This is a genomic window from Sphingopyxis sp. Root154 (genome assembly GCF_001427105.1).
GTDB lineage: Bacteria > Pseudomonadota > Alphaproteobacteria > Sphingomonadales > Sphingomonadaceae > Sphingopyxis.
This window is the reverse complement of record NZ_LMGI01000003.1, coordinates 582,293-607,580: the sequence shown is the minus strand read 5'-3', so window position 1 is coordinate 607,580 and position 25,288 is coordinate 582,293. Positions and strand designations below refer to the sequence as shown.

The window sequence follows — 25,288 nt, the reverse complement described above, 5'->3', positions numbered from 1 at the left end:
TGGAAGTCCCCCTGGGGCAGCGGAGCGCGATATATGCAGGGGGGTCCCCCCTGTAAAGACCCTATCGCGCAATTTTGTAATAGAGCGGTAAGACGAAGGGCGAACCGGGGCCGATGTGCGCCAAACCGCGCGAATGCGAGACAAGGCCGCTTCGCGGCGCTAGGGATGAACGTTATCGAACCCGGAAAGGATCAGCTCGCCATGGTGTCTCGCGCCGAGGTCAATTACAATTTCACCGACGCGGAACTGGACGAATTGCGCGCGTTCGGCACGGTCGAATCGCACAAAGCAGGCGATCTGATTGTCGAGGAAGGCGCGATGGCGCCCGACTGCATCATCACCCTGTCGGGGCACACCGACATCTTTGCGTCGACCGACGAAGGGCGTAAGCGCGTCGGCTGGATGGAGCATGGGCAGTTCGCCGGCGACCTGTCGGTGCTGACCGGCCAGCGCCATCTGTCGCGCGTCGAGATGGGCGCCGACGGCGAGATCATCCGCATCGCTCATCCCGATTTTCAGCGGCTGATTGCGGGTAACAGCCATTATTCGGACATCTTCATCCGCGTGCTGTCGGCGCGGCGCGAGTTCAGCAAGCATCGCGGCTTTGCGGTGACGATCGTGATCGGCGCGGCGATGGATCGCAGCGTCTACGCGCTGCGCGACCTGCTCATGAAGCACGGCGTCGCGCATCGTTGGTTCGACCCCGCCGACGGCCCCGTCGCCGCGCATCTGATGGCCGAGCGCGGGTTGACCGAAGACCAGCTTCCGGTGGCGATCCTCGGCGCCGCCGATGTGCTGATCCAGCCGACGCCCGAACAACTCGCGGCGGGGCTCGGACTCGACCTGCTGCCCGACGGCGCGACCGCCGATGTGCTCGTCGTCGGCAGCGGCCCCGGCGGGCTTGCAGCGGCGGTTTATGCCGCATCCGAAGGGCTTACGGTGATCGCGCTCGATTCGCTCGCACCCGGCGGACAGGCGGGGACCTCGTCGAAGATCGAGAATTACCTGGGTTTCCCGACCGGCATTTCGGGCAACGAGCTGGCGCGCCGCGCAACGGTGCAGGCGCAGAAATTCGGCGCACGGCTGGTGTCGCCGGTGCGCGCGGCATCGATCAACCGCGACGGCGATGCCTATTGCCTGCACCTCGCCGACGGACGAAAGCTGCGCAGCCGCGCGGTGGTGGTCGCGAGCGGCGCGAAATATCAGAGCCTGCCGATCGACGGCATCGAGTCTTATGAAGGCCGCGGCATCTATTATGGCGCGACGCCGATGGAAGCGCAGCTGTGCAGCGACGCCGAGGTAACGATCGTCGGTTCGGGCAATTCGGCGGGGCAGGGCGCCATCTATCTCGCAAGCGTCGCGAAGAAGGTCCATGTCATTTTCCGCCGTGGGAGCCTGCGCGAGACGATGTCCGAATATCTCGTCAAACGGCTTGAAGAACATCCGAATATCGAGATTATCCCGTCGACCGACGTCGTCGCGCTGCACGGTGAGGACCGGCTCGCCGGGCTGACCTATCGCTGCCGTGACACGGGCGACGAGGGGCATTGCGATTGCGGCTTCCTATTCCTCTTCCTCGGCGCGAGCCCGAACACGACGTGGCTGCCGAAGGAAATGGTGTGCGACGAGCGCGGCTTCGTGAAGACCGGCACCGACATCGCGCCGCTGGAACTGGTCAAGGCAGGCTGGTCGCTCGACCGCATGCCGAGCCGGTTCGAGACGAGCTGGCCGCGCATCTATGCCGTCGGCGACGTGCGCAAGGGATCGGTGAAGCGCGTGGCGTCATCGGTTGGCGAGGGATCGGTGGTGGTCAGCGACATTCATCAGGCGCTGGCGGAAATCACCCAAGCCGCGTCTTGAAATCCTCGTAGCCGAATTCGCGGATCAGCTTGAGCTCGTCGCTCTTGCTGTCCCACAACCAGATCGACGGTAGCGGCACCCCGTTGAAGGTGTTCGTCTTCACCATCGAATAATGCGCCTGGTCGAGAAAAGCGAAGCGCTGGCCAATGCGTGCGCCGCCGGGCAGGCGATAGTCGCCGATGACGTCGCCGGCGAGGCACGAGGGGCCGCCGAGGCGCGTCGGCATGCCTTCGCTGCCTTCATCGAGCATCGCGGGGCGATAGGGCGCCTCGATCACGTCGGGCATGTGGCACGTCGCCGAAATGTCGGTGATGCCGATCGCCATGCCGTTGTCGAAGAGGTCCAGCACTTCGCCGACGAGGATCCCGGCGTCGAGCGCGATCGCCTCGCCGGGTTCTATCATCACGTCGCAGTCGGTCGATGCGCGGACCTGTTTCAGAAAGGCGATCAGATCGTCGACCTGATAATCGGCGCGCGTCACATGATGGCCGCCGCCGAAATTGATCCATTTGAGCTGGCTGAAGAAGGGACGCAGCATCGGCTGCACCGCTTCCCATGTCCGCTGGAGCGGCGGAAAATCCTGTTCGCACAGGCTGTGCATATGGATGCCGTCGATGCCCTCCATATGCTCGGGGAGCAGCTGGGTTACGGGGAAACCGAGGCGGCTGCACGGCGCGGCGGGGTCGTACTTCGGGGTCTCGCCCTCGCTGTGCATCGGGTTGATGCGGAGGCCAATGTCGAAGCTCTCGCCCCTTGCGCGGAGGTCGTCGAGCAGCGGGCGGAAACGCGCGATCTGGCCGGGCGAATTGAAGATAAGATGGTCGGACAGCGCCGCGATCTCGGGAAGGTCGGCTTCCTTGTAGCCGGCGCAATAGGTTGCGACTTCGCCGCCATATTCGCCGCGGCCGAGCCTGGCTTCGTAGAGGCCAGAGGCGCAGACACCGTCGAGATATTCGGCGACCACCGGCCCTAGCGACCACATCGAAAACGCCTTGAGCGCCGCAAGGACACGCGCGCCCGACGCATCGCCGATATGGCGAAGCACCGACAGATTCGCGCGCACTTTCGCGGCGTCGACGACAAAGGCGGGTGAGGGCACGCTGGTCAGGTCGAAGCGGGCAAAGGCTCCGGGATCGCCGGCACGGGTTTCCATGTCGCTATATTTACCTCAGACCGCAATCGGTCCCTTGAAAATGAAGAACGCCCCCGCCGCAATCAGACCGAAGCCGACGAGATGGTTCAGGGTCAGCTTCTCACCGAGCCAGAAGACCGCGAACCCGGCGAATATGACCAGTGTAATCACTTCCTGCAAGGTCTTGAGTTCGGCGGCGGTGTAAACGCCATAGCCGATGCGGTTCGCGGGCACGACGAGGCAATATTCGAAAAAGGCGATTCCCCACGCGATCAGCACCGCGAGCCAGATCGGCCGCGACACCGCGCCGAGCTGTCCGTACCAGGCAAAAGTCATGAAGATGTTCGAGACGAACAGCAGGCCGATCGGCGCGAGATAGGCGGTCATTTGGGGTCTTTCGTCAGCGGCAGTACATCGCGAAGCAGCGCGGCAAATAAATGCCCCGGTTCCTCGACCATCGGCATATGCGCCGAATGTTCGAGCCAGACGAGCTTCTTCGAGGGTGCTTCAACCTGTCCGAACCACTGGGCCGCCACCGGCGAAGGGACTGTATAGTCATGCCGTCCGAGCAGGAAGACGAGCGGGACATCCATCCTCTTCACCTTGGTGAAGCTGACGTCGGCGAGGCGCGGCCACAGCGTCGTGACCGAAAATTCGCTGCCCTTGCCCCATGCCTTGCGGTCGGCCTCGCTATACTCGGGCGAGGGGCGCGGGGTCTGGAAATAGAGGTTGAGGTCGGGCTTATTGTACATCAGCGAGCCATAGGGGATCGCATATTTGCGCCAGCCATCGGCCTTGGCGATGATGAACTCGCCCTGCGGATAGGGCGCGAGCGCGTCGATCGCGGTCACTGCTTCCTTGTTGCCCGCCGCGAGCGCCTTGGCGCGGGTCCACGCCATGCCCGCCTTTTCGCCTTCACGAAAGTCGATCCCCTGACCGACGCCGACATAGGCGTAGAGCAGGTCGGGCCGCTTCACCGCGACCGATAGCCCGACGATCGAGCCCCAGCTATGGCCCATCAGCACGACCTTGCGCTTGGCGTAGCGCTTTTTCATCAACTCGATCAGTTCGATGGCATCGTCGCGGTAGCGCTCGGGCGTCATCGTCGGAGCGAGCGTTGCGGGATCGTTGAGCGGATAGCTGCGCCCCGCGCCGCGCTGGTCATATTGCACGACGGTGAAGACGTCTTCCCAAGGCCGCTGGAACGCCCACGCGAAGGGCATTTCGACCGCGCCGGGTCCGCCATGGACGAAGATCAGGATTGGATTGTCGCGGTCCGACCCGCGCACGTTCACGACCTGTCGCGCGCCGCCCAGCGTGACCTCGAACGTCTCCTGCACTCCGTCTGGCGTGACGATCTTGCCGATGTCAGCGACGATCGCGCGCGCCGGGGCGTAAGCGTCGTCGGTTTGAGCTGCCGCAGGCGCGGCGAAAGCAGCAAGCAAGGCGAGCGCTCCCCATCGCAATTTCATTCGGACTACCTTTCGTCATTCCCGCAAAATCGGGATCCCAGTTTCGCCGTGGCTACCGGGTTCGTGCTTTTGCGGAAATGACGAAAAACGTAAAATCGATCAGAAATCGAGCGGACCGTCCAATTCCTTCACCTGCCAAGGCAGGCCATGCTTGTTCAGCATGTCCATGAAGGGATCGGGGTCCATCTGCTCCATGTTGAACACGCCGTCGCCGCTCCACGTGCCGGTGACCATCATCGCGGCGCCGATCATCGCGGGAACGCCGGTGGTGTAGCTGACCGCCTGATTGCCGGTTTCGGCATAGGCATCCTCATGGTCGCAGATATTGTAGAGGTAGAGCGTCTTTTCCTTGCCGTCCTTGGCCAAACCGGTCGCGATGACGCCGATGTTGGTTTTGCCCTTGGTCGTCTCGCCAAGGCTCGATGGTTCGGGAAGCACCGCTTTCAAAAACTGCAGCGGAACGATCTCGCGGCCTTCGTAGATCACCGGGTCGATGCGCGTCATGCCGACATTCTGCAGCACGGTGAGGTGCGTGATATAGGCCTCGCCAAAGGTCATCCAGAAACGGATGCGCTTGATCTCGGGCAGGTGCGTCTTCAGGCTTTCGATCTCCTCATGATACATGAGGTACATCGTCTTTTCGCCCACCGCCTCGAAGTCGAACTTCTGCTTCACCGACATCGGCGGGGTTTCGACCCAGTCGCCATTTTCCCAGTGGCGCGCGACCGCAGTCACTTCGCGGATATTGATCTCGGGGTTGAAGTTGGTTGCGAAATGCTGGCCGTGATCGCCGCCGTTGCAATCGAGAATGTCGAGCGTGTCGATACGGTCGAAATGATGTTTCTTGAGCCAGGTGGTGAAGACGCTGGTCACGCCGGGGTCGAAACCCGAGCCGAGCAGCGCCATCAGCCCCGCGTCCTTGAAGCGATCCTGATACGCCCATTGCCAATGATATTCGAACTTCGCCTCGTCGCGCGGTTCGTAGTTCGCGGTGTCGAGATAATGCGCGCCGGTCGAGAGGCACGCCTCCATGATCGTGAGATCTTGATAGGGGAGCGCGAGGTTCACGACGTGCGTCGCGCCGATCGAGCGGATCAACGCCGCGGTGGCGTCGATATGGTCGGCGTCAACTTCGGCGGTCTTGATCGTCACGCCAGTGCGTTCCTTGACCGAATCGGCGATCGCGTCGCACTTGAACTTGCGGCGGCTCGCCAGCGTGATGTCGGGAAAAATGTCGGGGTTCATCGCCATCTTGTGCACCGCGACCGAACCGACGCCGCCTGCGCCGATCACCAGAACCTTGCTCATCGAAAAATCTCCTGCGCCTGTCTATGTGGCTTGTCTTGTATGGCCGGCCCTATAGGACGAAGCCATGACACAGCAAAGCCCCGATCCCTTGCTCAACCCGAACCGCGCACCCACGCTCGCGGGTGTCGAACGCGCCGCGGCGAAAGTCGCTGCATTGCTGCCCCAAACACCGCTGCTGCCGCTCGAAGTCGACGGCAAAACCATCTGGTGCAAGGCCGAATGCCTGCAGCCCGTCGGCGCGTTCAAGATCCGCGGCGCCTGGCACCGGCTGACCGACCTGACGCCCGAAGAGGCGGCGGCGGGGGTCGTCGGCGTGTCGAGCGGCAATCATGCGCAGGGCGTCGCCTGGGTGGCGAAGCGGCTCGGGATCAAGGCGACGATCGTGATGCCGAGCAATGCGCCGGCGATGAAGCTCGCCGCGACGCGCCAATTGGGCGCCGAGGTCGTGCTTTATGACCGCGTCACTGAATCGCGCGATGCGGTCGCGGCGAAATTGCTCGAACAGCGCGGCGGGACGCTCGTCCATGCCTATGGCGACCCGTGGATCATCGAGGGGCAGGGCAGCGCCGGGACCGAGGCCAGGGCGCAGATGGCCGGGCGCGGGATTGCCGGCCCCGACAAGGTGGTCGCTTGCTGCGGCGGCGGCGGCTTGTCGGCGGGGCTCGCGCTCGCGCTGCCCGACGCCGAAATCATCGCGGTCGAGCCCGAGGGTTGGGACGATGTGACGCGCAGCCTCGCCGCCGGCGAAATCCTGTCGGTCGAGGATATGGCCTATCCCACCGAGTGCGACGCGCTCCAGACCCCTGAAACCTGGCCGATCAACTTCGCGGTGTTGCAGGCGCGCGGCGTGCGCGGTGTCGTCGTGACGCGGAACGAAGTGCGCCACGCGATGCGCACGGTGTTCGAGAAATTGCACCTCGTCGTCGAGCCCGGCGGGGCAGCCGCGCTCGCCGCGGTGCTCGCGGGCAAGGTGCCGCTGACCGACGCGACGCTCGTCACGCTGTCGGGCGGTAACGTCGACCCGTTGAAGTTCGCGGAGATCATCACCGAATAGGCTGGCGGAAACTAATCCGCTGACATGCGTTTGGACGGGGAAGGAGAAGCATGATGCAGAAAAGTGCAATTTTGGCGAGCGCCGCGGCTCTGGTGTTGTTGGCCGGCTGCGAAAAGGCCGAGGCGCCCGCGCCTGCGCCGACCGATGCGACGACGACCGAGGTTCCGGTCGAAACCATGCCGCCTGAGGGCGCAGAAGCCACCGATCCCGCGACCGCGCCGCATCGCTTCGCGAGCTGGGCGGGCAAATGGACCGGGGTCGAGGGCATGTACGCCACGATCACCCCCGCCGCACCGGGCAAGTATAAGCTGGAAATGCAGTCGGACCTCGACACAAAGGGGACCTATGACGGCGAGGACAGCGAGCATGGCATCAAGTTCAAGCGCGGCGCCGAGGAACTAAGCTTGCGCCGCGGCAATGGCGACGAAACCGGCCTCAAATATCTCGCCGGCAAGAAGGAATGCCTGATCGTCAAGACCGGCGAGGGTTATTGCCGCGATTGACCCCGATCCGGCGGCGTATCTTTTTTTGATGCTGTCGCCGGATTGTCATCGAACCGGCACGGAAATCGCATGAAAGCCTGCCATGCGCAGCCCCGGATCAACATTGTCGGGGGAACCCATTCGCATGGCCAGCCAACCCAATCGCAAGATCGCCGCCGCCGTCGTTCGTGAAGATGGCGAGCAGAAACAACGCCTGCTCGACCGCGCTTTTGCGCTGGCCTTCAAGGGCCTCGTCTATGCCCAGATATGGGAAGATCCGGTCGTCGACATGGAGGCGCTGGCGATTGCGCCGGGCAACCGGATCGCGACGATCGCGAGCGGCGGCTGCAACGCCTTCTCCTATCTGACCGCCGACCCGGCGGAGATCGTCGCGGTCGACCTCAACACCGCGCATGTTGCCCTCAACAATCTGAAACGCGTCGCGATCCAGCGGCTGCCCGATCACGCCAGCCTTCGCCGCTTCTTCGCCGACGCCGACAGCAGCGGGAATATCGCCGACTATCGCGCGTTCGTCCGTCCGCATCTCGACGAACTGAGCCGGCGCTATTGGGAGGGCCGCGATCTCGTCGGGCGGCGCCGGATCAACGGCTTCGCGCACGGGCTTTACAAGCGCGGACTGCTCGGCGGCTTCATCGGGCTTGCCCACCTGGTCGCCCGGATGCACCGCGTCGATCCGCGCCAGTTCCTCGAAGCCAGGACAATCGAGGAACAGCGTGCGATTTTCGAGACGAAATTTGCGCCTTTCTTCGACCGCAAATTCATTCGCTGGGTCACCGACCAGCGATCGTCGCTCTTCGGGCTCGGCATTCCGCCGGCCCAATATGACGCGCTGGCGGACGGGAAGCCGATGGCCGATGTCCTGCGCGGACGCCTCGAAAAACTGACCTGCGACTTCCCGCTCAAGGAAAATTACTTCGCCTGGCAGGCATTTGGCCGCGGCTATGGAAAGGGTGCGACGGCCTCGCTGCCGCCCTATTTGCAGGCGGCGCATTATGCCGCTGTCCGCGCGCGCGCCGAGCGGGTGACGATGCTCCACGCGAACATGACCGACATGCTGGCGGCCGCCGATGCGGCGAGCTTCGACCGCTATATCTTCCTCGACGCGCAGGACTGGATGAGCGACGCGCAATTGACCGCGCTGTGGAGCGAGGTCACGCGCACCGCTCGGCCCGGCGCACGCGTACTCTTCCGCACCGCCGCCGAACCGACCCTGCTCCCCGGGCGGCTTCCCGACGATTTGCTGCGACGGTGGGATTATCGCGCTGCGGAATCAATCGATTATACGCGGCGCGACCGCTCGGCCATTTATGGCGGGGTCCATCTCTACATCCTGCGAGACTGAGCATGACTGTGGGGGAGGGGCACGCAGCGCGCATGGACGGCGTTTATCGCGGTCAGCGTCATATCTACGATCTGACGCGCAAATATTATCTGCTGGGACGCGACCGGCTGATCGACGAGTTGACGCCGCCGGTCGGCGGGCATGTGCTGGAGATCGGCTGCGGCACCGGGCGCAACCTGATCGCGGCGGCGCGCTGCTGGCCCGGCGCGAAATTCCACGGCATCGATATTTCCGAAGAGATGCTGAAGACCGCTCGCACTGCGATCGCCCACGCGGGGCTGACCCGGAGGGTAAGCGTGGCGCAGGCCGACGCGACGGGTTTCGACCCGAACGCGCTATTCCGCACCGCCAGTTTCGACCGCGTCTTTCAAAGCTATACGCTGTCGATGATCCCCGACTGGCAAGGCGCGATCCGCGAAGCCATGCGCCACCTGTCGACCTATGGATCGCTGCATATCGTCGATTTCGGGCAGCAGGAGGATATGCCCGACTGGTTTCGCGGCGCGCTGTTCGCGTGGCTCGCGCGCTTTCATGTCGAACCGCGCGCGCTCTTGATCGAAGCCGCCCGCGAAGCCGCGAACGACTCCGGCGCGCGGCTCGCGGTGACGCGCCTTTATCGCGGCTATGCCTGGGCGCTGCGGCTCGAAAAACGCCCGCGCTAGCCTTGCCAAGCGGCGCGACAACTGCTCCTCTCGCGGCGGGAGGCGCGATGACCGATATGATCTTGCCGGCAGGGCCGACCGAACTGACGTCAGTAGCCGAAACACTGGCGCAGGCGTTCCAGAGCGATCCGGCGCTGTCGTGGATCTTGCCTGACCCCGATCATCGCGCCCGCGCGCTTCGCAGCCTGTTTCGGACCCTCGTTCCTGCCGACGTCCGTGCCGGGATCGCGCTGCGCTCGCCGGGCAACGAGGCGGCGGCGCTCTGGCGCACACCGGGACAGGCGCATAGCGGTCCAGTCGAATTCCTGCGCACCGTCATCCCGCTCGTCGCGACCTTCGGCACCGCGTTGCCGCGCGGGCTGAAGGTGCAGGGCGGCATCGATGCCCACCGGCCCAAGGGGCGCTTCTGGTATCTCCATTATGTCGGCGTCCGCCCCGGGCATCAGGGCAAGGGGCATGGCGGGCGGATTATCCGCGCGCAGACCGCTGTTGCGGATGCCGAAGGTCTGCCCTGTTGGCTGGAGACCGCGACGCCCGAAAATGTACCTCTCTACGAGCGGCTGGGCTTCATCACGCAAGTGGAGTGGGACGTCCCCGGCGGCCCGCATTTCTGGGGCATGATGCGCCCGTCATCCTGATCGGTCACGACGCCGGGCGCGTCGCGTTGAAGGAAAAGGCGATATCCACCCCGGCGGCGATCGCGTCGGTTGCGGCCCATTCGCCCTGGCCGACACCGAAGGCGGTGCGGTCGATGCGCGCGGTTCCGGCAACGCGTGCGCGGTCGCCATCGATGCGCAGCGTGAAGCGTAGCGTCGCTGGCTTGCTGGCGCCGCGCAGGTCGAGCGTGCCGCGCGCCTCATATTTATCCCCGCCAAGGTGGCGGATGTCGCGCGCGGTAAAGACCGCGCTCGGGTGCGCGCCGACATCGAAGAAATCGCTGCTCTTCAGCGAATCGTCGCGCTGGCCGTCGCCGGTGTCGGCCGAAGCGAGGTCGACCGTGACGCGAATGGCCGATTTGGCGAGTTCGTCGGGGCTGAAGCGGATCGCGGCGCGCCAGCGATCGAACCGGCCATCGACCGCCTCGCCGTTCCAGCGCGCCGTAAAGCCGAGCCGTCCGCCCGACGCGACCGTCCAGTCAGCGAGCGGCTGGCTTGCGTCTTCGGGTACTTCCTCGGTCGCCTCGATCGCGGTTGTTTCGTCATCCTTCGCCACGGGAGCGATGGCCGGCGTGGTCGGCGTGTCGACGGGCGGCGGCGATGCTTTTTCGGCAGCGGGCCGGGGCCGTTCGGGATAGATCGCCTGGCCGGCGACAAAGGCGCCGCCGACGAGCGCCAGCGCGCCGATCGCGACCCCCGCCGCCTTGCCGCGCGCAAAGGGAATCATCCGCTGGAGTTCGGGCTTACCGAGCAGCCACTGGTGACGTAGCGCGCCTGCGATATGGAGCGCGAACAGCCCGATCGCGAGCCACGCCATCGCGCCGTGGATCGATTCCGCGGGCTCGTGCCAGCTGCGGCCGACGGGCAGGTGCGGCCAGGGGATTAGGCCATAGAGCAAAGTCGGGACCTGAACGCGCCCGGTTGAAACGAGCAGCCATCCCGTGATGGGGGCAAGGATCATTACCAGATAGAATAGCCCGTGCACCGTGCCGGCGAGCGCGCGCGTCCATGCCGGGCCGTCGGACGCGGGCGGACGCGGTGTGAACAGGCGAGCGGCAAGGCGGGCGAGGCTGAGCAGCAGGATCGTGATGCCAACCGATTTGTGCAGCTGGAAGCGCGCGAACAATTCGGGACTGTTGTTCCCCTCAAGCGCCCAGCCGAGCGCGATCTGGAAGGCCAGCAGCAGCGCGATGAGCCAGTGAAGCGTGATGGCGGTGTGGCTATAACGCTGTGTCGGCATGACAATCTTTCGCGACCGGGCGGGGGATTCGGCCTCCACCCTATCGCGTCATGCCGACCTTGTCGAAGGGTGCGCTAATCGTCGAAACCGACGAAGCGCACCGCGTCATTGACGCTCTTGCGGTTCGACACCACCGCATTGGCCGGGAAATCGGCGTCGGGCCAACCCATCGCGACGCAGATCATGATGACCTGATCGTCGGGGATGCGTGCATGTTCGCGCACGACGGGGCTTTGCATGATACCCTGGCTGTTGATCACGCATCCGAGCCCGCGCGACCACGCGGCGTTGACGAGCGCATTGGTGACTGCGCCGCAATCGAACGGTGCGATGTCGCTGCCCAGCAACACGCGGTCATAAGTGACGACGACGCTGACCGGCGCGTCGAACTGGCGGAAACCGCGGAGCACCCAGTCTTGCCGTCCATCCTTGTCATCGCGCTGAATGCCCATCGCGCCGAAGAGTTGCTTCGCGATCTCGATCTGGCGGGCGCGGTGGTCGTCGGCGATGCCGTCGAAGCGGCGAAATTCGCGGCTGTCGGGCTGTCCCGCGAGGATGCCGTCGGTGTTGCCTTGCCGGATCGCCGCGAGCGGCGCACCCGTGACGACCGAGAAATTCCAGCACTGGTTGTTGAACGACGAGGGCGCGCGCATCGCGACCTCGAGGATTTCGGCGATCAGCGCTTTCGGAACGGGCTTGTCTAGAAAGCCGCGGATCGAGCGGCGTCCGACGACGACGTCATCGAAACCGGGTGCGCCCGTCACGCCGCCTTCTGAAGCTGCAGTTCGAGCCGGTCCCAGATCTCGACCAGCGCGCTCGTCAGCTCGCGCATCATCGCCTCGTCATGCGCCGGGCCTGGCGTGAAGCGCAGGCGTTCGGTGCCGCGCGGCACGGTCGGGAAATTGATCGGCTGCACATAGACGCCATATTCGGCGAGGAGGATATCGCTGATCTTCTTCGCGCGCACCGGGTCGCCGACCATCAGCGGGACGATATGCGTCGTCGAATCCATCACCGGCAGGCCGGCGTCGCGGAAGCACTGTTTCAGGTAAGCGGCGGCTTCCTGCTGCGCGTCGCGCTCGACGCTCGACGCCTTGAGGTGGCGCACGCTGGCGAGCACGCCCGCGACGAGCACCGGCGACAGGCTGGTCGTGAAGATGAAGCCCGGCGCATAGCTGCGGATCACGTCGATGATATTCTTGTCGGCCGCGATATAGCCGCCCATCACGCCGAACGCCTTGCCCAGCGTGCCTTCGATGATGGTGATACGGCTCGCTGCTTCGTCGCGATCGCTGATACCGCCGCCGCGCGGGCCGTACATGCCGACGGCATGGACTTCGTCGCAATAGGTGAGCGCGTTGTATTTTTCGGCAAGGTCGCAGATCGCGTGGAGCGGAGCGACGTCGCCGTCCATCGAATAGACGCTCTCGAACGCGATCAGCTTCGCCGCCTCAGGATCGTCGGCGGCGAGCAGTTCCTCGAGATGTTCGAGGTCGTTGTGGCGCCACACGCGCTTTTCGCAGCCCGAGTTGCGGATGCCGGCGATCATCGACGCGTGGTTGAGTTCGTCCGAATAGATGATGCAGTTCGGGAGCAGCTTGCCGAGCGTACCGAGCGTCGCTTCGTTCGAGATATAGCCCGAGGTGAAGAGCAGCGCCCCGTCCTTGCCGTGCAGGTCGGCGAGTTCATGCTCAAGATCGATATGATAATGGGTGTTGCCGCCGATATTGCGCGTGCCGCCCGAACCCGCGCCGACGTCGTGCAGCGCGCCTTCCATCGCCTCGATCACCTTGGGATGCTGGCCCATCGCGAGATAGTCGTTCGAGCACCAGACGGTGATCGGCTTCGGCCCGTTGTGGCCGGCAAAGCAGCGCGCGTTCGGAAAAGCGCCGCGATTGCGCAGGATGTCGATGAAGACGCGGTAACGCCCTTCTTCATGCAGCCGGTCGATTGCCCGAGCGAAAATATCGTTATAGTTCACGTTCCAGCCCCGCAGTCAGGTGCTAATGCAGCTGTTGAGCCGCTCCCTCCGGCGGCTGTTAACAGGCGGGCCAATAACGCCGAATCTGGCTGAAATCCAGTGCGAACGATTCGCAACTTATGGGACAAATTGTCCTATCAGATCGTCTCGATCAACCCGATGCCATAGGGCGCCAGTGCGGCGAGCGGCGGCGGCGGGCGATGGTCGCTACGCGTGAAGACCGCGATGCCGGGCGCGGCCGCGGCGGGCCAGCTCTGGCCTTCGGTCAGATGGGCGATGCGCCGCGCGATGCCCGCGGCGCCGTCGATCAGCATCACCCCAAGCCCCGCTGCAGCCTGCAATTCGTCCTGCAACAGCGGAAAATGGGTGCAGGCGAGGACGATCACGTCGATCCGGTCGCCCCCGGGCTGATCGCGCAGCCCTGCGATCGCCCGCGCGATCGTGTCGGGATCGACCGCCTCGCCGCGCAGCTTTGCTTCGGCGCCGGTGACGAGGCCGGGACTGCCGTGGCGCAGCACGGTCTTGCCGGCAGCGAATTTTGCGCTGAGGTCGTCGACATAGGGCTGGCGCACCGTCGCCTCGGTGCCGAGCACGCCGATGACGCCGCTTTTGGTCAGCTCGGCGGCGGGTTTGATAGCCGGCACGGTTCCGACGATCGGCAGGTCGAGCGCAGCGCGAACATGGGCGAGCGCGATCGTCGAGGCGGTGTTGCACGCGATGACCGCGAGCCGCGGCTGGTAGCGTTCGACGAGGCGGCCGAGGAGCGCGGGGACCCGCGCGGCTAGTTCCTCGTTGCTCTTCTTGCCATAGGGCAATCCGGCATAATCGGCGGCGTAGACGATCGGCGCGGTCGGCAGCAACGCGCGCGTTGGGCCCAGAACGGTGAGCCCGCCAAGGCCGCTGTCGAAGAAGAGAATGGGGGCGTCGGGCGCGGGAGCGTTCATGGGGTTTCGCCTAGCAGCGACCCGAGGGGCACTCAATGGGGCGCCGAATGGGCGCCGAGTTCGTCCAATTTGGTTGCCACTCTTGCCGAATCCATTGATTGATTCGGGTAACGGCGCCACATTGATCCAAAGCGAGCGGGGAGCGCCATGACTTTATATTTGCTTATTGCCGCGGGGTATCTGTTGGGGTCGATCCCGTTCGGCGTGATCCTCACGCGGATGTTCGGTGCCGGCGATCTGCGCCAGATCGGGTCGGGCAATATCGGCGCGACCAATGTGCTGCGCACCGGGCGGAAGGGGCTGGCGGCGGCGACGCTGATCCTCGACGGCGCAAAAGGCGCGGTGGCGGTGCTGCTCGCGCGGCATTTCGTTCCCGAATTCGGCGACCATGCCGCGATGATTGCGGGCGCTGCAGCGATGATCGGCCATTGCTATCCGGTGTGGCTGAAGTTCCGCGGCGGCAAGGGCGTTGCGACGTTGCTGGGCCTTGCGCTCGCGCTCGCCTGGCCGATCGGCCTTGTGTTCGCCATCGTGTGGCTTGGCACCGTCCTGTTGCTGCGCATCTCGTCGCTCGGCGGGATGCTTGGTGCGGTTTCGGCGCCGCTGGCCGCGCTCGCATTCGGCCATCAGGTCTATGCCATCGGCCTTGCGGGTCTCGCGGTGATCGTGCTGTGGCGGCACCGCGAGAATATCGCGCGGTTGCGCGCCGGGTCCGAGCCGCGGGTCGGCGGAAAGAAAGACGGCCCAAAAGGAGCCGGCGGAGCGTGACCGACGCAGAGCGGCTGGCGCGGCTACGGCTGATCCGCACGCCGCATGTCGGCCCGGTGAGCTGGCACCAGCTCATGCTGCGCTTCGGGTCAGGCGAAGCGGCGCTTGATGCGTTGCCCGACCTCGTGCTGCGCGGCGGGGCGGGGAAGGCGCGCATCGCGCCGGTCGAGGTCGCCGAGCGTGAGATCGAGCGCGTGGCTCAATTGGGCGCCCGCCATATCTTCAGCGACGAGGATGATTATTCGCCGATGCTGCGCGAGGTCGAGGGCGCGCCGCCCGTTGTTGTCGTGCGGGTCGATACCGCGATGCTGCGGCGCCCGTGCGTCGCGATCGTCGGCGCGCGCAATGCCTCGGCGATCGCGTGCCGTTTCGCGCGCCAGCTCGCGGCCGATCTGGCGGCACGCGATGTGACGGTGGTCAGCGGGCTCGCGCGCGGGGTCGACACCGCGGCGCATATCGGCGCGCTTGGCGGATCGACCGCCGGGGTGATCGCGAGCGGGATCGACATCGCCTTTCCGCCCGAAAACGCCGCGCTGCAGGAAAAGATCGCGAGCAACCAGTTGCTGATCGCAGAACAACCGCCGGGAACCGAGCCGCTCGCCCCCCACTTCCCGTCGCGCAACCGCATCATCGCCGGGATCGCGCACGGGACGGTGGCGATCGAGGCGGCGCCCTAATCGGGATCGCTAATCACCGCACGGCGCGCCGGCGATTATGGCCGCGAGGTGATGGCAGTGCCGGGCTCGCCGCTCGACCCGCGCGCGCAGGGTTGCAACCTGCTGATCCGTGAAGGGGCGACGCTGATCCAGACGGTCGACGACGTGCTCGAAGCGGTCGGACCGATCGATACGCGAATGGTGCGTGAACCGTTGCAACGCTATGCCGCCGCTCCCGCGCCGGTGGACGCGGGCGAGGGCGAACGGCGGTCGCTGATCGACCTGCTCGGCCCGACGCCAGTCGCGGTCGATGAATTGGTGCGACAATCCGGGCAGGACGCTGCGACAGTGCAACTCGTCCTGCTCGAACTCGAGCTTGCCGGGCGCGTCGAGCGCCATGCCGGAGCGAAGATTTCGCTCATGTAACCGCCCGCGCAGCCGGCCAATCCTCGACAATCTAATCCCACGTCGGCCCGCCAAACGGAAATCTTCGCGCTCCAATCCCTCTTGACGGGATATGGCGGTACCCGCCACTTTCGCGCCTAGCGGGCGAAGGGGAATATCGTAAATGCAATATGACGCGAGCTTGCTCGTCCCAACCTTTCGGCGGGCGTGGAATCTGGCGATCGCAATGCCGGGCGTCTTCGTGATCGCGTGGCTTGCCACAATGGCCGCCGGCGTGGCTTCAGACGCCGCGATCGAGCGGAGCGGGGGAACCGGAAGCGGGATCCTGATCGCATATGGCATCGCCATCACCTTCGTCCAGGTCTGGATCACGCGTGAAGCCTTCCGGCGTTCGGGGGTCGAGCCCGCCATGCTGGTGGCAAATTCGCTGAGCGTCTATTTGCAGGGCATCCTCACCGGACTTGGCATCGCGCTGGGCCTGATCCTTCTCATCCTGCCGGGGCTTTATATCTTCGCGCGCTGGTATCTGGCGGCCGCGCTGTTGATCCGCGACCAAGGCGGGCGCCGGGCCGCGATGCGACGCAGCTGGGAGATGCTTGCGGTGCATTGGCCCGCAGCGCTTGGCGTTGGGCTGATCCTTTTTCTGCTGTCGGTCGCCCCTCTGGCGCTCGAGTTCATCGCGCCCTCGCTGGCCGCCGAATTCGGTTTCGGATGGCTGGTCGCGACGAACCTTGTTTCTGCACTCGGCATTGTCGGCGCATATCTTGCCGCGGTGGCGCTGCTATTGAACATCGAGCAACCGGCATCGACATTACAGGAAATTTTCGGTTGACGCGGCGGCCGTCGACGCCACCCTCACGCGTACGTACGTAAGGGACAGCTAGGACTAAAGGTTTTTCATGCAATTGGTAATTGTGGAATCGCCCGCAAAGGCGAAGACGATCGAGAAATATCTGGGGCGCGACTTCAAGGTGCTGGCGTCCTATGGCCATGTCCGCGACCTGCCGCCCAAGGATGGGTCGGTCGATCCCGACGACGGCTTTGCGATGCAGTGGCAGCTGTATCCCGACAAGACGAAGCGGATGAAGGAAATCCAGGACGCGGCGAAGGGCGCCGATCGATTGATCCTCGCGACCGACCCTGACCGCGAGGGCGAGGCGATCAGCTGGCACGTGCAGGAATTGTTGCGCAGCAAAAAGGCGCTGCCCGCCGAGGTCGACCGCGTCACCTTCAACGCGATCACCAAGGATGCGGTGCTGACCGCGATGGCGAGTCCGCGCGCGCTCGACGAAGATTTGATCGACGCCTATCGCGCTCGCCGCGCGCTCGATTATCTTGTCGGCTTCACCCTCTCGCCGGTGCTGTGGCGCAAGCTGCCGGGCGCCAAATCGGCGGGGCGCGTGCAGTCGGTTACGTTGCGCATGATCGTCGAACGTGAGCGCGAGATCGAGGCTTTTGTTGCGCAACAATATTGGTCGGTCACCGGGCTGTTCGAGATGTCGGGCACGCCGTTCAAGGCGCGTCTAGCACGCTGGCGCGGCGACAAGATCGAGCGACTGTCGATCACCAGCGAAGCCGACGCGCGCGCGGCCGAGGCCGATGTGAAGGCGGGTCATTTCACCGTCGACCTCGTCGAAACCAAGCCGTTGACGCGTAACCCGCCGCCGCCGTTCACAACGTCGACCTTGCAGCAGGAAGCCGCGCGCAAGCTCGGCTTCTCCGCCAGCCACACGATGCGGATCGCGCAGGGCCTCTACGAGGATGGCGCGATCACCTACATGCGAACCGATGGCGTCCAGATGGACGGCAGCGCGATCAGCGCGGCGCGCAAGGCGATCGCGACGCGCTACGACGGCGGCTATGTCCCCGACCAACCGCGCCAGTATCAGACCAAGGCAAAGAATGCGCAGGAAGCGCATGAAGCAATCCGGCCGACCGATTTTTCGAAGGACAAGGCCGGCGGCGGCGATCACGCGCGGCTGTACGAGTTGATCTGGAAGCGCGCGATGGCGAGCCAGATGGCGTCGGCGCGCCTCGAGCGCACGAGCATCGACCTGACCGACGGCACCGGCAAAACGATGCTGCGCGCGACGGGGCAGGTGATCAAATTCCCCGGCTTCCTTGCGCTGTATGACGAAGGCCGCGACGACAGCGAAGACGAAGATGCGCGCCTGCTGCCCGCGATGGCCAAAGGCGATGCGCCCGCCAAAACGGGCATCGAGGTCGAGAAGCACGAGACTCAGCCGCCGCCGCGCTATTCGGAAGCGAGCCTCGTCAAGAAGATGGAAGAGCTCGGCATCGGGCGCCCGTCGACCTATGCGTCGATCCTGCAGGTGCTGAAGGACCGTGCCTATGTGACGGTCGAAAAGAACCGCTTCATTCCCGAGGAGAGCGGGCGCTTGCTGACGGCGTTCCTCGAACGCTTCTTCGAACGTTATGTCGGCTATGATTTCACCGCCGGACTCGAAGAAGAACTCGATGACGTGTCGGGCGGCCGCGCCCAGTGGCAAGCGGTGCTTGAACGTTTCTGGCGCGACTTCAAGCCGCGCACCGGCGAGGTGATGGAGCAGAAGCCGTCGGAGATCACCGCGGCGCTCGACGAGTTCCTCGGCCCCTATCTCTTTCCCGACAAGGGCGACGGCAGCGATCCGCGCATCTGCCCCAATTGCGGCACCGGCAAGCTGGCGCTGCGCGGCGGCAAGTTCGGACCGTTCATCGCGTGCAGCAATTACCCCGACTGCAAATTCACGCGGAAATTCGCGCAGCCGGGCGGCAGCGACGGGGCCGACACCGGGCCCGAAACGATGGGCACCGACCCCGATAGCGGGCTGGAAGTCACGAAGCGCAGCGGGCGTTTCGGTCCGTACATCCAGCTCGGCGACGGCAAGGAGGCGAAACGCTCGTCGATCCCGAAGGATATTGCGGGTGAGGATTTCGACCTCGATTATGCGCTGCGGCTACTGAGCCTGCCGCGCGAGGTCGGGGTGCACCCCGAAAGCGGCAATGTCATCATGGCAGGGCTGGGACGCTATGGCCCCTATCTGCTCCACGACGGCAAATATGCGAAGCTGACCGGCACCGCCGAAATCTTCGACATCGGCATGAACGCCGCGGTCGTCCGCATCGCCGAAGCCGCTGCGGGCGGCGGGCGCGGTCGTACCAAGGCCGAGCCGCTCAACACCTTCGGCCCGCATCCGACGAGCGGCGGCGAGATGAAGCTGATGGAAGGGCGTTTCGGCCCGTACGTCAGCGACGGCACGACCAATGCGACACTGCCCAAGAGCGCCGATCCGGCGACGCTCACGCTCGAAGAGGCGATCGCGCTGATCGACGCGCGCGCGGCGAAGGGGCCGGCAAAGGGCAAGAAGAAAGCGGCGCCGAAGAAGGCCGCAGCGAAGAAGGTGCCGGCCAAGAAAGCGCCTGCAAAGAAGGCTCCGGCGAAGAAAACGACCGCGACCGAGTAGCAGCGAATCTTTCTATTCGTCAGTCCCGCGAAAGCGGGAGCCCGGCAGCAACATCAGGCTGGGTTCCCGCTTTCGCGGGAATGAGGAAGTTTGGAGAAGCTTGAAGCGCGGCGTTTGCGACGCCGCAAACCCATGATAGGGATGGCGTATCCGGGAGACTGTCCATGCGCCACCTGCTTGCCGCCGTCCTGCTCACCATCCTCTCCATATTTTCATTGCCCGCCGCGGCACAGCCATCGCGATACCTGATCTCGGCCCAGCCGATGGCTGACACGCCGCCCGGCGTGCAGGCGTGGCGCGTGCAATATTGGACCACCAACGGAAACGGGACGCGCTTCGCGGTCACTGGCATTGTCGCCGCTCCGATGGAGGCGATCCCGCCGCGTCCGCGCCGCGTGATCGCTTGGACTCACGGCGCCTGGGGCGTCGCCGAGAAATGCGCGCCGTCGCTCAGCCCGAATTTCTTCGCCGCGACCGCGGGGATCGATGCGGTGCGGAGCGGTTATGTCGTCGTCGCGCCCGATTATATCGGGCTTGCCAACCCGACGATGCATCCGTTTCTCGTCGGCCCCGACACCGCGCAGTCGGTCCTCGACGGCGTGCGTGCGGCGCGCGAAATTCCCGGCGCCGCGGCGGGCGGCGACTTTGCGGTCTGGGGTGAATCGCAGGGGGGCCATGCGGCGCTCTGGACCGCAATCGCCGCCCGGTCCTATGCCCCCGATTTACGGCTAGTAGCGACCGCGGCGGCGGCCCCGCCGACCGATCTCGCCGCCAATTTGCGCGAAGGCAGCGACAAGAATGCGCGCGCGCTGCTCCTGTCCTTCACGCTGCATAGCTGGTCGACGCTCTACGGCTTTTCGCTCGATACCATCGCCAACCGCACAAACCAGGGCATCATTCATCGGCTCGCCGAGAATAACTGCGTGAGCTTCGACAAGAAGCCGAAGCTCGGCACGATCCTCGGTATCCTCACCATCGTCCGCGCAACGAAGAACAAGGACATCGCGCAGATCGAACCCTTCGGCTCCTTTGCGCGCACCAACAGCGTCGATGCGTCGCGTGTGCCGGGGCCGCTGCTGATTGCGCAGAGCCGCAACGACACGATCGTCGCGCCTGCGGTCACACGCAAATTCGCTAAGGCGGTGTGCCGGCGCGGAACGCCGCTGCGCTGGATCGACATGACGGGCGATCACGGCGCCAGCGCGCGCGAAAGCTCGCAGGAAACAATCGGCTGGATCACCTCGCGCTTCGACGGCAATCCACCGCCGAACGACTGCCGGCGGATTTAGCGATTGATGCTAGTCGAAAACGCTCGACTCTGAGCGCCCCTTGCGAGCAAACCAAGCCACCGCATCTGGCCGAAAAAGGCAGATCATCGATGCAATCGTCAAAGCCGTCGACACGAGCGACGCGACCAACGCCGCGCCCTTGAAACCGGCTGGATCATTCAACGACATCAGCGTCGAAATCGAGCCGAAACCCATCCATACGACATAAATCCATTTGGCGATCGTGCTCGCCCGTCTTGCAATCGCATACCAGAATGCGATCGATATCGAAGCGAAGAAGGCCAGCATGATGATGACTGCGGCCATGCCGGTTGAGGTGGCGAGACGGGGGCTTTCACGCTCAAGCGCCGTCGTCATTTCACCCCAAGCAAAGTAGGTGCTGGCAAAGCCGACGACCATCGAAATCCAGAACAGGCGTTCGAAAGCGACGACAGATGTTGGCTTCAACCTCTTCCCCCTTAGTCGACCCAGTCGAGCCCCATGTCGCGGTACACGCCTCGATCCTCGTCCCAGTTCGCCTTGACCTTCACATGCAGGAACAGGTGAACCTTGCGCCCCAACAGCTCGGTCAGTTCGGCACGCGACTTGCTGCCGATTTCCTTGATCCGTTCGCCCTTGTGACCGAGGATGATCGCGCGCTGGTTGTCGCGCGCGACGAGGATCTGCTGGTGGATTTCGGCGCTGCCGTCGGGGCGCGTGGTGAATTTCTCGGTCTCGACGGTCGACTGGTACGGCAGCTCCTCGTGGAGTTGGCGATAGAGCTGTTCGCGCGTGATTTCGGCGGCGAGCATGCGTTCGGGAGCGTCGCTGACCTCGTCCTCGGGGAAATGCCAATGGCCTTCGGGCATCAGCGCCGCCAGCGTCGCCTTGAGTTCGGGAACGCCGTCGCCGGTGCTCGCCGAGATAAAGAAGGTCTCGTCGAATTTGACCCGCTCGTTGAGTTGCGTCGCGATCGTCAGCAATTTGTCTTTCTTGGTCAGATCGACCTTGTTCAGCACAAGAAACTTCTTCTCGGGCCGTCCCTCGATCCCCTGCAGCACACGCTCGGCGCGCTCGCCGAGCTTCGCCGCGGCATCGATCATCACAAGGATCGCTTCAGCCTGATCGAGACTGTTCCACGCCGCGGCGACCATTGCGCGGTCGAGCCGGCGGGTAGGGGCGAAGATGCCCGGTGTGTCGATCAGTACGATCTGCGTTTCGCCGTCCATCGCGACGCCCATCAACCGTGTGCGCGTCGTCTGCGCCTTCGGGCTGACGATCGCGACCTTCTGGCCGACGAGCGCGTTGACGATGGTCGATTTGCCCGCGTTGGGCGCGCCGACAACGGCGACAAATCCGCAACGATGGGTCATAGCTTCATTCCTTCGAGTTCGGCGAGCAGGGCTGCCGCCGCGGCCTTCTCGGCCGCCTGTTTTGATGCGCCTTCGGCTTCGGCACGCGCAAGCTTGCCGATACTGACCGCGATGCGGAAACGCGGCGCATGGTCGGGGCCTTCGCGCGCGATGATCTCATATTCGGGCGGACGGCGTTTGCGCGCAAGCGCCCATTCCTGCAGCGCCGCCTTCGGATGTTTCGGCGCCGCCTGCTGCCCGTCGATCATTTCGCCCCAATGAGTCAGGATAAATCGGCGCGCAGCGTCGGCGCCCTGATCGAGGTACAGCGCGCCAATCAACGCCTCGATCGCGTCGGCGGCGATATTGTCGCTGTAACGCCCGCCGTCGCTCCGCGCCTGCGCGCCGAAACGGACGAGGTCAGTGAGCTTCAGCCGCTGCGCGATCACGGCGCAGGTCGCGCCCGACGCGAGCACGTGCAACCGCGACGACATCTCGCCTTCGCTCGCGGTGGGAAAGCGCGTGTAGAGTTCAGAGGCGATGACGAGACCAAGCACGCGGTCGCCGAGAAACTCCAGCCGCTGATAGTCGGCGCGCCCCGTGCTCCCATGCGTCAGCGCCAGATCGTAGAGCGCCGGGTCGTCCGGGGTGCAGCCGATGATTTCGGCGAGCGCCCCGGTGTCGAGGGGATCGTTCAAAAACCTTCCCCGATGCGGCCCCAGCGCGCCGCGGTGAACCAGCTGATCGGGTTGATCCAGCTCGCCGATCCGTCGGTCGAGAACATGCCGACGAGCGCGTGGCCGACCAGATTTTCCTCGGGGACGAGGCCGATGCCCTGGTTTTCCATCGCGGGGAAGCGGCTGTCGGCGCTGCGGTCGCGGTTGTCGCCCATCAGGAACAGATGTCCCGCAGGCACGACGACGAGCGGCGTGTTGTCTTCGGGGATCGTCGTGATGTCGAGGATGTTATAGCTTTTGCCGCTCGGCAGCGTTTCCTTGAACTGCTTGTACCGGCACTGGCGCTGGCCGTCGGCGGTGACTTCTTCGAACTCGGGCGAATAGCAGGGCAGGGTGCCCGTCATGCGCGAGGCTTCGACCATATTCGGCGTCACCGGGATCACGAAATCGGCGATGGTTTCGCGCTTTAGCGGCTTGCCGTTCAGCCAGACGATGCCGTCCTTCACCTGCACGCTGTCGCCAGGCAGACCGATGACGCGCTTGATATAATCATTGTCGGCAACCGGCGGCGCCTTGAACACGACGACGTCGCCGCGTTCGGGGGTGCGCGCGAAAATTCGGCCCGGAATCAGCGGCGCGCTGAACGGCAGGCTGTATTTCGAATAGCCATAGGCCATCTTGTTGACGAGCAGATAGTCGCCGATGAGCAGTCGCGGCTGCATCGATTCCGACGGAATGTTGAACGGTGACAGGAAAAAGCTGCGGAAAATCAGCACCGCGATCGCGAGCAGCGCGAGGAAGCGGACGGTGTCGACGGCCTCTTCCTTGGCGGACACGGGTGCCGGGGTCGGGGACGACGGCGCGGGTCCGGTCGGGGGCGTCACATCGGCGGTAAAGCTGGCATTGGTCATGCCGCGCATTGGCGATGAATAGGTTGCCACGTCAAGCAAATATCGGTCGACGACACTGGCGCGCGGGGGAGGCCGGGCTTAGAGAAAGTCCGCGATTCACTCCCTTTCGAGGACAATAGACGATGACAACCGCATCCGACGCCTGGCAGGCCCTTTCGAAGTGGCAGCCGCAGAAGCTGACCGATCTGGTCGCCACCGACCCCGAAACGCGCTTGCAGGCGCTGGTGCGGAGCGTCGCCGACATCCGCTTCGACTTTGCCAAGACGCATCTCGACACGGCGGCTGTCAAGATTCTATCTGGCCTTGCCGATGCGCAGGATTTCGCGGGCCGGCGCAAGACGCTCTTCTCGGGCGGCATCGCCAATCCGACCGAAGACCGCGCCGCCGAGCATAGCGCCGAACGCGGCGACGGTGCGCCCGAGTCGGTCCACGCCGCACAGGCGCTGCACCAGCGGATGCGGATGATGATCGATGCGATCGAGGCGGGCGCATTCGGCGAGATCCGCCACCTGCTCCACATCGGCATCGGCGGATCGGCGCTCGGCCCCGATCTGCTCATCGACGCGCTCGGCCGCCACAGCGACCGCTATGACGTCGCGGTGGTGTCGAACGTCGACGGCGCCGCTCTCGACGAGGTCTTCGCCAAATTCAGCCCCGAACATACGCTGGTCGCGGTCGCATCGAAGACTTTCACCACGACTGAAACCTTGCTCAACGCCAATTCGGCGCTGCTCTGGCTCGAAGAGGCCGGGGTCGCCGATCCGCTCGGCCGCTTCATCGCGCTGACCGCGAAGCCCGAACGCGCGATCGAATGGGGCATCGACGAAACGCGCATCCTGCCATTCAACGAAAGCGTCGGCGGGCGCTATTCGCTCTGGTCGTCGATCGGCTTTCCCGCCGCGCTCGCGCTCGGCTGGGACGCCTTTGCCGATTTGCTTGAGGGCGCGGCCGAGATGGACCGCCATTTCCGCCTCGCCGACGGCGCCGACAATATCTGCCTGCTCGCGGCGTTCGCCGACCAGATCTATGCGAACCGCCTTGGTTGCCAGACGCGCGCGGTCTTCGCCTATGACGAGCGGCTGCGGCTGCTTCCCGATTATCTGCAGCAGCTCGAAATGGAATCGAACGGCAAGTCGGTCACCCTCGATGGTCAGCCGGTCGGCCGCGAGAGCGCACCGATCACCTGGGGCGGCGTCGGCACCGACGCGCAGCATGCGGTGTTCCAGCTGCTGCATCAGGGCACGCACCTGACCCCGGTCGAGTTCGTCGTCGCGCGCGAGCCCGACCATCTGCTCGACGATGCGCATCACGAAACGCTCGTCGCGAACTGCATCGCGCAGGGCGCGGCGTTGATGACGGGACGCGCCAGCGCCGACGGCGCGCGCAACTACCCGGGCGATCGTCCGTCGACGACGATCCTGCTCGACCAGGTCACGCCGCGCAGCCTCGGCGCGCTGATCGCCTTTTACGAGCATCGCGTGTTCGCCAACGCCGTGCTGCTCGGCATCAACCCGTTCGACCAGTTCGGGGTCGAACTGGGAAAGGAAATGGCGAAGGGCCTTGCCGAAGGAACGGTGGAATTCGACGCAGCGACGCAAGCGCTGATGAAGGCCGCGCTCGGCGAATAGCCCTT

At 64.8% G+C, this 25,288-nt stretch carries 23 protein-coding genes and 1 pseudogene; 12 read left to right on the top strand and 12 right to left on the bottom strand.

Translation table 11 applies throughout. The features are described 5' to 3' along the window. The first annotated feature begins 165 nt into the window (after positions 1-165). The gene (locus ASD73_RS18405; protein WP_200934977.1) at positions 166-1,860 is read left to right on the top strand and encodes an FAD-dependent oxidoreductase; all 1,695 of its coding nucleotides are present in this window, start codon (positions 166-168) and stop codon (positions 1,858-1,860) included. On the opposite strand, the gene ASD73_RS18400 is transcribed toward ASD73_RS18405, so the two are convergent. The 4 genes from ASD73_RS18400 to ASD73_RS18385 all read right to left on the bottom strand — a co-directional run bounded on the left by ASD73_RS18400 (position 1,841) and on the right by ASD73_RS18385 (position 5,772). Continuing rightward, positions 1,841-3,013: a carboxynorspermidine decarboxylase gene (locus ASD73_RS18400; protein WP_056374699.1), complete on the bottom strand. Its 1,173-nt coding sequence runs from the start codon at positions 3,011-3,013 to the stop codon at positions 1,841-1,843. The two genes, ASD73_RS18405 and ASD73_RS18400, sit on opposite strands and share 20 nt — an antisense overlap. Positions 3,014-3,028: 15 nt before the next feature. Beyond that, positions 3,029-3,379 carry a DMT family protein gene (locus ASD73_RS18395; RefSeq protein ID WP_056374698.1) on the bottom strand — a complete coding sequence of 117 codons (351 nt, stop codon included), beginning with the start codon at positions 3,377-3,379 and terminating at the stop codon, positions 3,029-3,031. Then, positions 3,376-4,464, bottom strand: a complete 1,089-nt coding sequence (locus ASD73_RS18390; protein ID WP_056374695.1) for an alpha/beta fold hydrolase — start codon at positions 4,462-4,464, stop codon at positions 3,376-3,378. The genes ASD73_RS18395 and ASD73_RS18390 overlap by 4 nt, the downstream gene beginning before the upstream one ends. Positions 4,465-4,563: 99 nt before the next feature. Further along, positions 4,564-5,772 (bottom strand): saccharopine dehydrogenase family protein, encoded by a 1,209-nt coding sequence (locus ASD73_RS18385; RefSeq protein ID WP_056374693.1) that lies wholly within the window; start codon positions 5,770-5,772, stop codon positions 4,564-4,566. Between the two features lie 64 nt (positions 5,773-5,836). Here ASD73_RS18385 and ASD73_RS18380 point away from each other — a divergent pair, with 64 nt between their 5' ends. The 5 genes from ASD73_RS18380 (at position 5,837) to ASD73_RS18360 (ending at position 9,971) form a co-directional block, all read left to right on the top strand. Continuing rightward, positions 5,837-6,826 (top strand): threonine ammonia-lyase, encoded by a 990-nt coding sequence (locus ASD73_RS18380; RefSeq protein ID WP_056374691.1) that lies wholly within the window; start codon positions 5,837-5,839, stop codon positions 6,824-6,826. 53 nt (positions 6,827-6,879) lie between these two features. Next, entirely contained in the window at positions 6,880-7,329 is a 450-nt protein-coding gene (locus tag ASD73_RS18375; RefSeq protein ID WP_056375257.1) for a hypothetical protein, read from the top strand. A gap of 124 nt (positions 7,330-7,453) precedes the next feature. Next, positions 7,454-8,671, top strand: a complete 1,218-nt coding sequence (locus tag ASD73_RS18370) for a DUF3419 family protein (protein WP_056374689.1) — start codon at positions 7,454-7,456, stop codon at positions 8,669-8,671. Between the two features lie 2 nt (positions 8,672-8,673). Further along, positions 8,674-9,333 carry a class I SAM-dependent methyltransferase gene (locus ASD73_RS18365; protein WP_056374688.1) on the top strand — a complete coding sequence of 220 codons (660 nt, stop codon included), beginning with the start codon at positions 8,674-8,676 and terminating at the stop codon, positions 9,331-9,333. A 47-nt stretch (positions 9,334-9,380) separates the two neighbouring features. Beyond that, positions 9,381-9,971, top strand: a complete 591-nt coding sequence (locus tag ASD73_RS18360; RefSeq protein WP_056374685.1) for a GNAT family N-acetyltransferase — start codon at positions 9,381-9,383, stop codon at positions 9,969-9,971. Between the two features lie 4 nt (positions 9,972-9,975). Here the strand turns inward: ASD73_RS18360 and ASD73_RS18355 are convergent, their stop codons facing one another. From ASD73_RS18355 to murI, 4 genes are all read right to left on the bottom strand, one after another. After that, positions 9,976-11,229: a YceI family protein gene (locus ASD73_RS18355; RefSeq protein ID WP_056374683.1), complete on the bottom strand. Its 1,254-nt coding sequence runs from the start codon at positions 11,227-11,229 to the stop codon at positions 9,976-9,978. Between the two features lie 74 nt (positions 11,230-11,303). Continuing rightward, positions 11,304-11,993 carry a nitroreductase family protein gene (locus ASD73_RS18350; RefSeq protein ID WP_056374681.1) on the bottom strand — a complete coding sequence of 230 codons (690 nt, stop codon included), beginning with the start codon at positions 11,991-11,993 and terminating at the stop codon, positions 11,304-11,306. After that, positions 11,990-13,210, bottom strand: a complete 1,221-nt coding sequence (hemA, locus tag ASD73_RS18345; protein WP_056374679.1) for a 5-aminolevulinate synthase — start codon at positions 13,208-13,210, stop codon at positions 11,990-11,992. Before hemA ends, ASD73_RS18350 begins: the two co-directional genes overlap by 4 nt. A 137-nt stretch (positions 13,211-13,347) precedes the next feature. Then, positions 13,348-14,154 carry a glutamate racemase gene (murI, locus tag ASD73_RS18340; protein WP_056374677.1) on the bottom strand — a complete coding sequence of 269 codons (807 nt, stop codon included), beginning with the start codon at positions 14,152-14,154 and terminating at the stop codon, positions 13,348-13,350. A gap of 147 nt (positions 14,155-14,301) precedes the next feature. On the opposite strand from murI, the gene plsY reads away from it, so the two are divergent. The 5 genes and pseudogenes from plsY to ASD73_RS18315 all read left to right on the top strand — a co-directional run bounded on the left by plsY (position 14,302) and on the right by ASD73_RS18315 (position 20,736). Beyond that, positions 14,302-14,922 carry a glycerol-3-phosphate 1-O-acyltransferase PlsY gene (gene plsY / locus ASD73_RS18335; protein WP_056374675.1) on the top strand — a complete coding sequence of 207 codons (621 nt, stop codon included), beginning with the start codon at positions 14,302-14,304 and terminating at the stop codon, positions 14,920-14,922. Further along, a pseudogene (gene dprA, locus ASD73_RS18330) lies at positions 14,919-16,004 on the top strand (DNA-processing protein DprA). The gene plsY and the pseudogene dprA overlap by 4 nt, the downstream one beginning before the upstream one ends. A gap of 142 nt (positions 16,005-16,146) precedes the next feature. Continuing rightward, the gene (locus ASD73_RS18325; protein WP_056374673.1) at positions 16,147-16,815 is read left to right on the top strand and encodes a hypothetical protein; all 669 of its coding nucleotides are present in this window, start codon (positions 16,147-16,149) and stop codon (positions 16,813-16,815) included. 67 nt (positions 16,816-16,882) lie between these two features. Beyond that, positions 16,883-19,447, top strand: coding sequence for a type I DNA topoisomerase (gene topA, locus ASD73_RS18320; RefSeq protein WP_056374672.1), 2,565 nt, complete (start codon positions 16,883-16,885; stop codon positions 19,445-19,447). 164 nt (positions 19,448-19,611) lie between these two features. Continuing rightward, positions 19,612-20,736, top strand: coding sequence for a lipase family protein (locus tag ASD73_RS18315; protein WP_056374669.1), 1,125 nt, complete (start codon positions 19,612-19,614; stop codon positions 20,734-20,736). Positions 20,737-20,745: 9 nt separating this feature from the next. Here the strand turns inward: ASD73_RS18315 and ASD73_RS18310 are convergent, their stop codons facing one another. Genes ASD73_RS18310 through lepB form a run of 4 tightly spaced genes read right to left on the bottom strand, consistent with a single transcriptional unit; the run spans position 20,746 to position 23,580 of the window. Then, entirely contained in the window at positions 20,746-21,183 is a 438-nt protein-coding gene (locus ASD73_RS18310) for a hypothetical protein (RefSeq protein ID WP_056374667.1), read from the bottom strand. A gap of 11 nt (positions 21,184-21,194) precedes the next feature. Next, positions 21,195-22,088, bottom strand: a complete 894-nt coding sequence (gene era / locus ASD73_RS18305) for a GTPase Era (protein WP_056374665.1) — start codon at positions 22,086-22,088, stop codon at positions 21,195-21,197. Then, on the bottom strand, positions 22,085-22,765 hold the full coding sequence (gene rnc, locus ASD73_RS18300; protein ID WP_056374663.1) for a ribonuclease III: 681 nt from the start codon (positions 22,763-22,765) through the stop codon (positions 22,085-22,087). The genes era and rnc overlap by 4 nt, the downstream gene beginning before the upstream one ends. Continuing rightward, entirely contained in the window at positions 22,762-23,580 is an 819-nt protein-coding gene (gene lepB / locus ASD73_RS18295; protein WP_056375255.1) for a signal peptidase I, read from the bottom strand. Before lepB ends, rnc begins: the two co-directional genes overlap by 4 nt. A 197-nt stretch (positions 23,581-23,777) precedes the next feature. Between lepB and pgi the strand changes: the two genes are divergently transcribed. Then, the gene (gene pgi, locus ASD73_RS18290) at positions 23,778-25,283 is read left to right on the top strand and encodes a glucose-6-phosphate isomerase (RefSeq protein WP_056374661.1); all 1,506 of its coding nucleotides are present in this window, start codon (positions 23,778-23,780) and stop codon (positions 25,281-25,283) included. Positions 25,284-25,288: the final 5 nt, after the last annotated feature.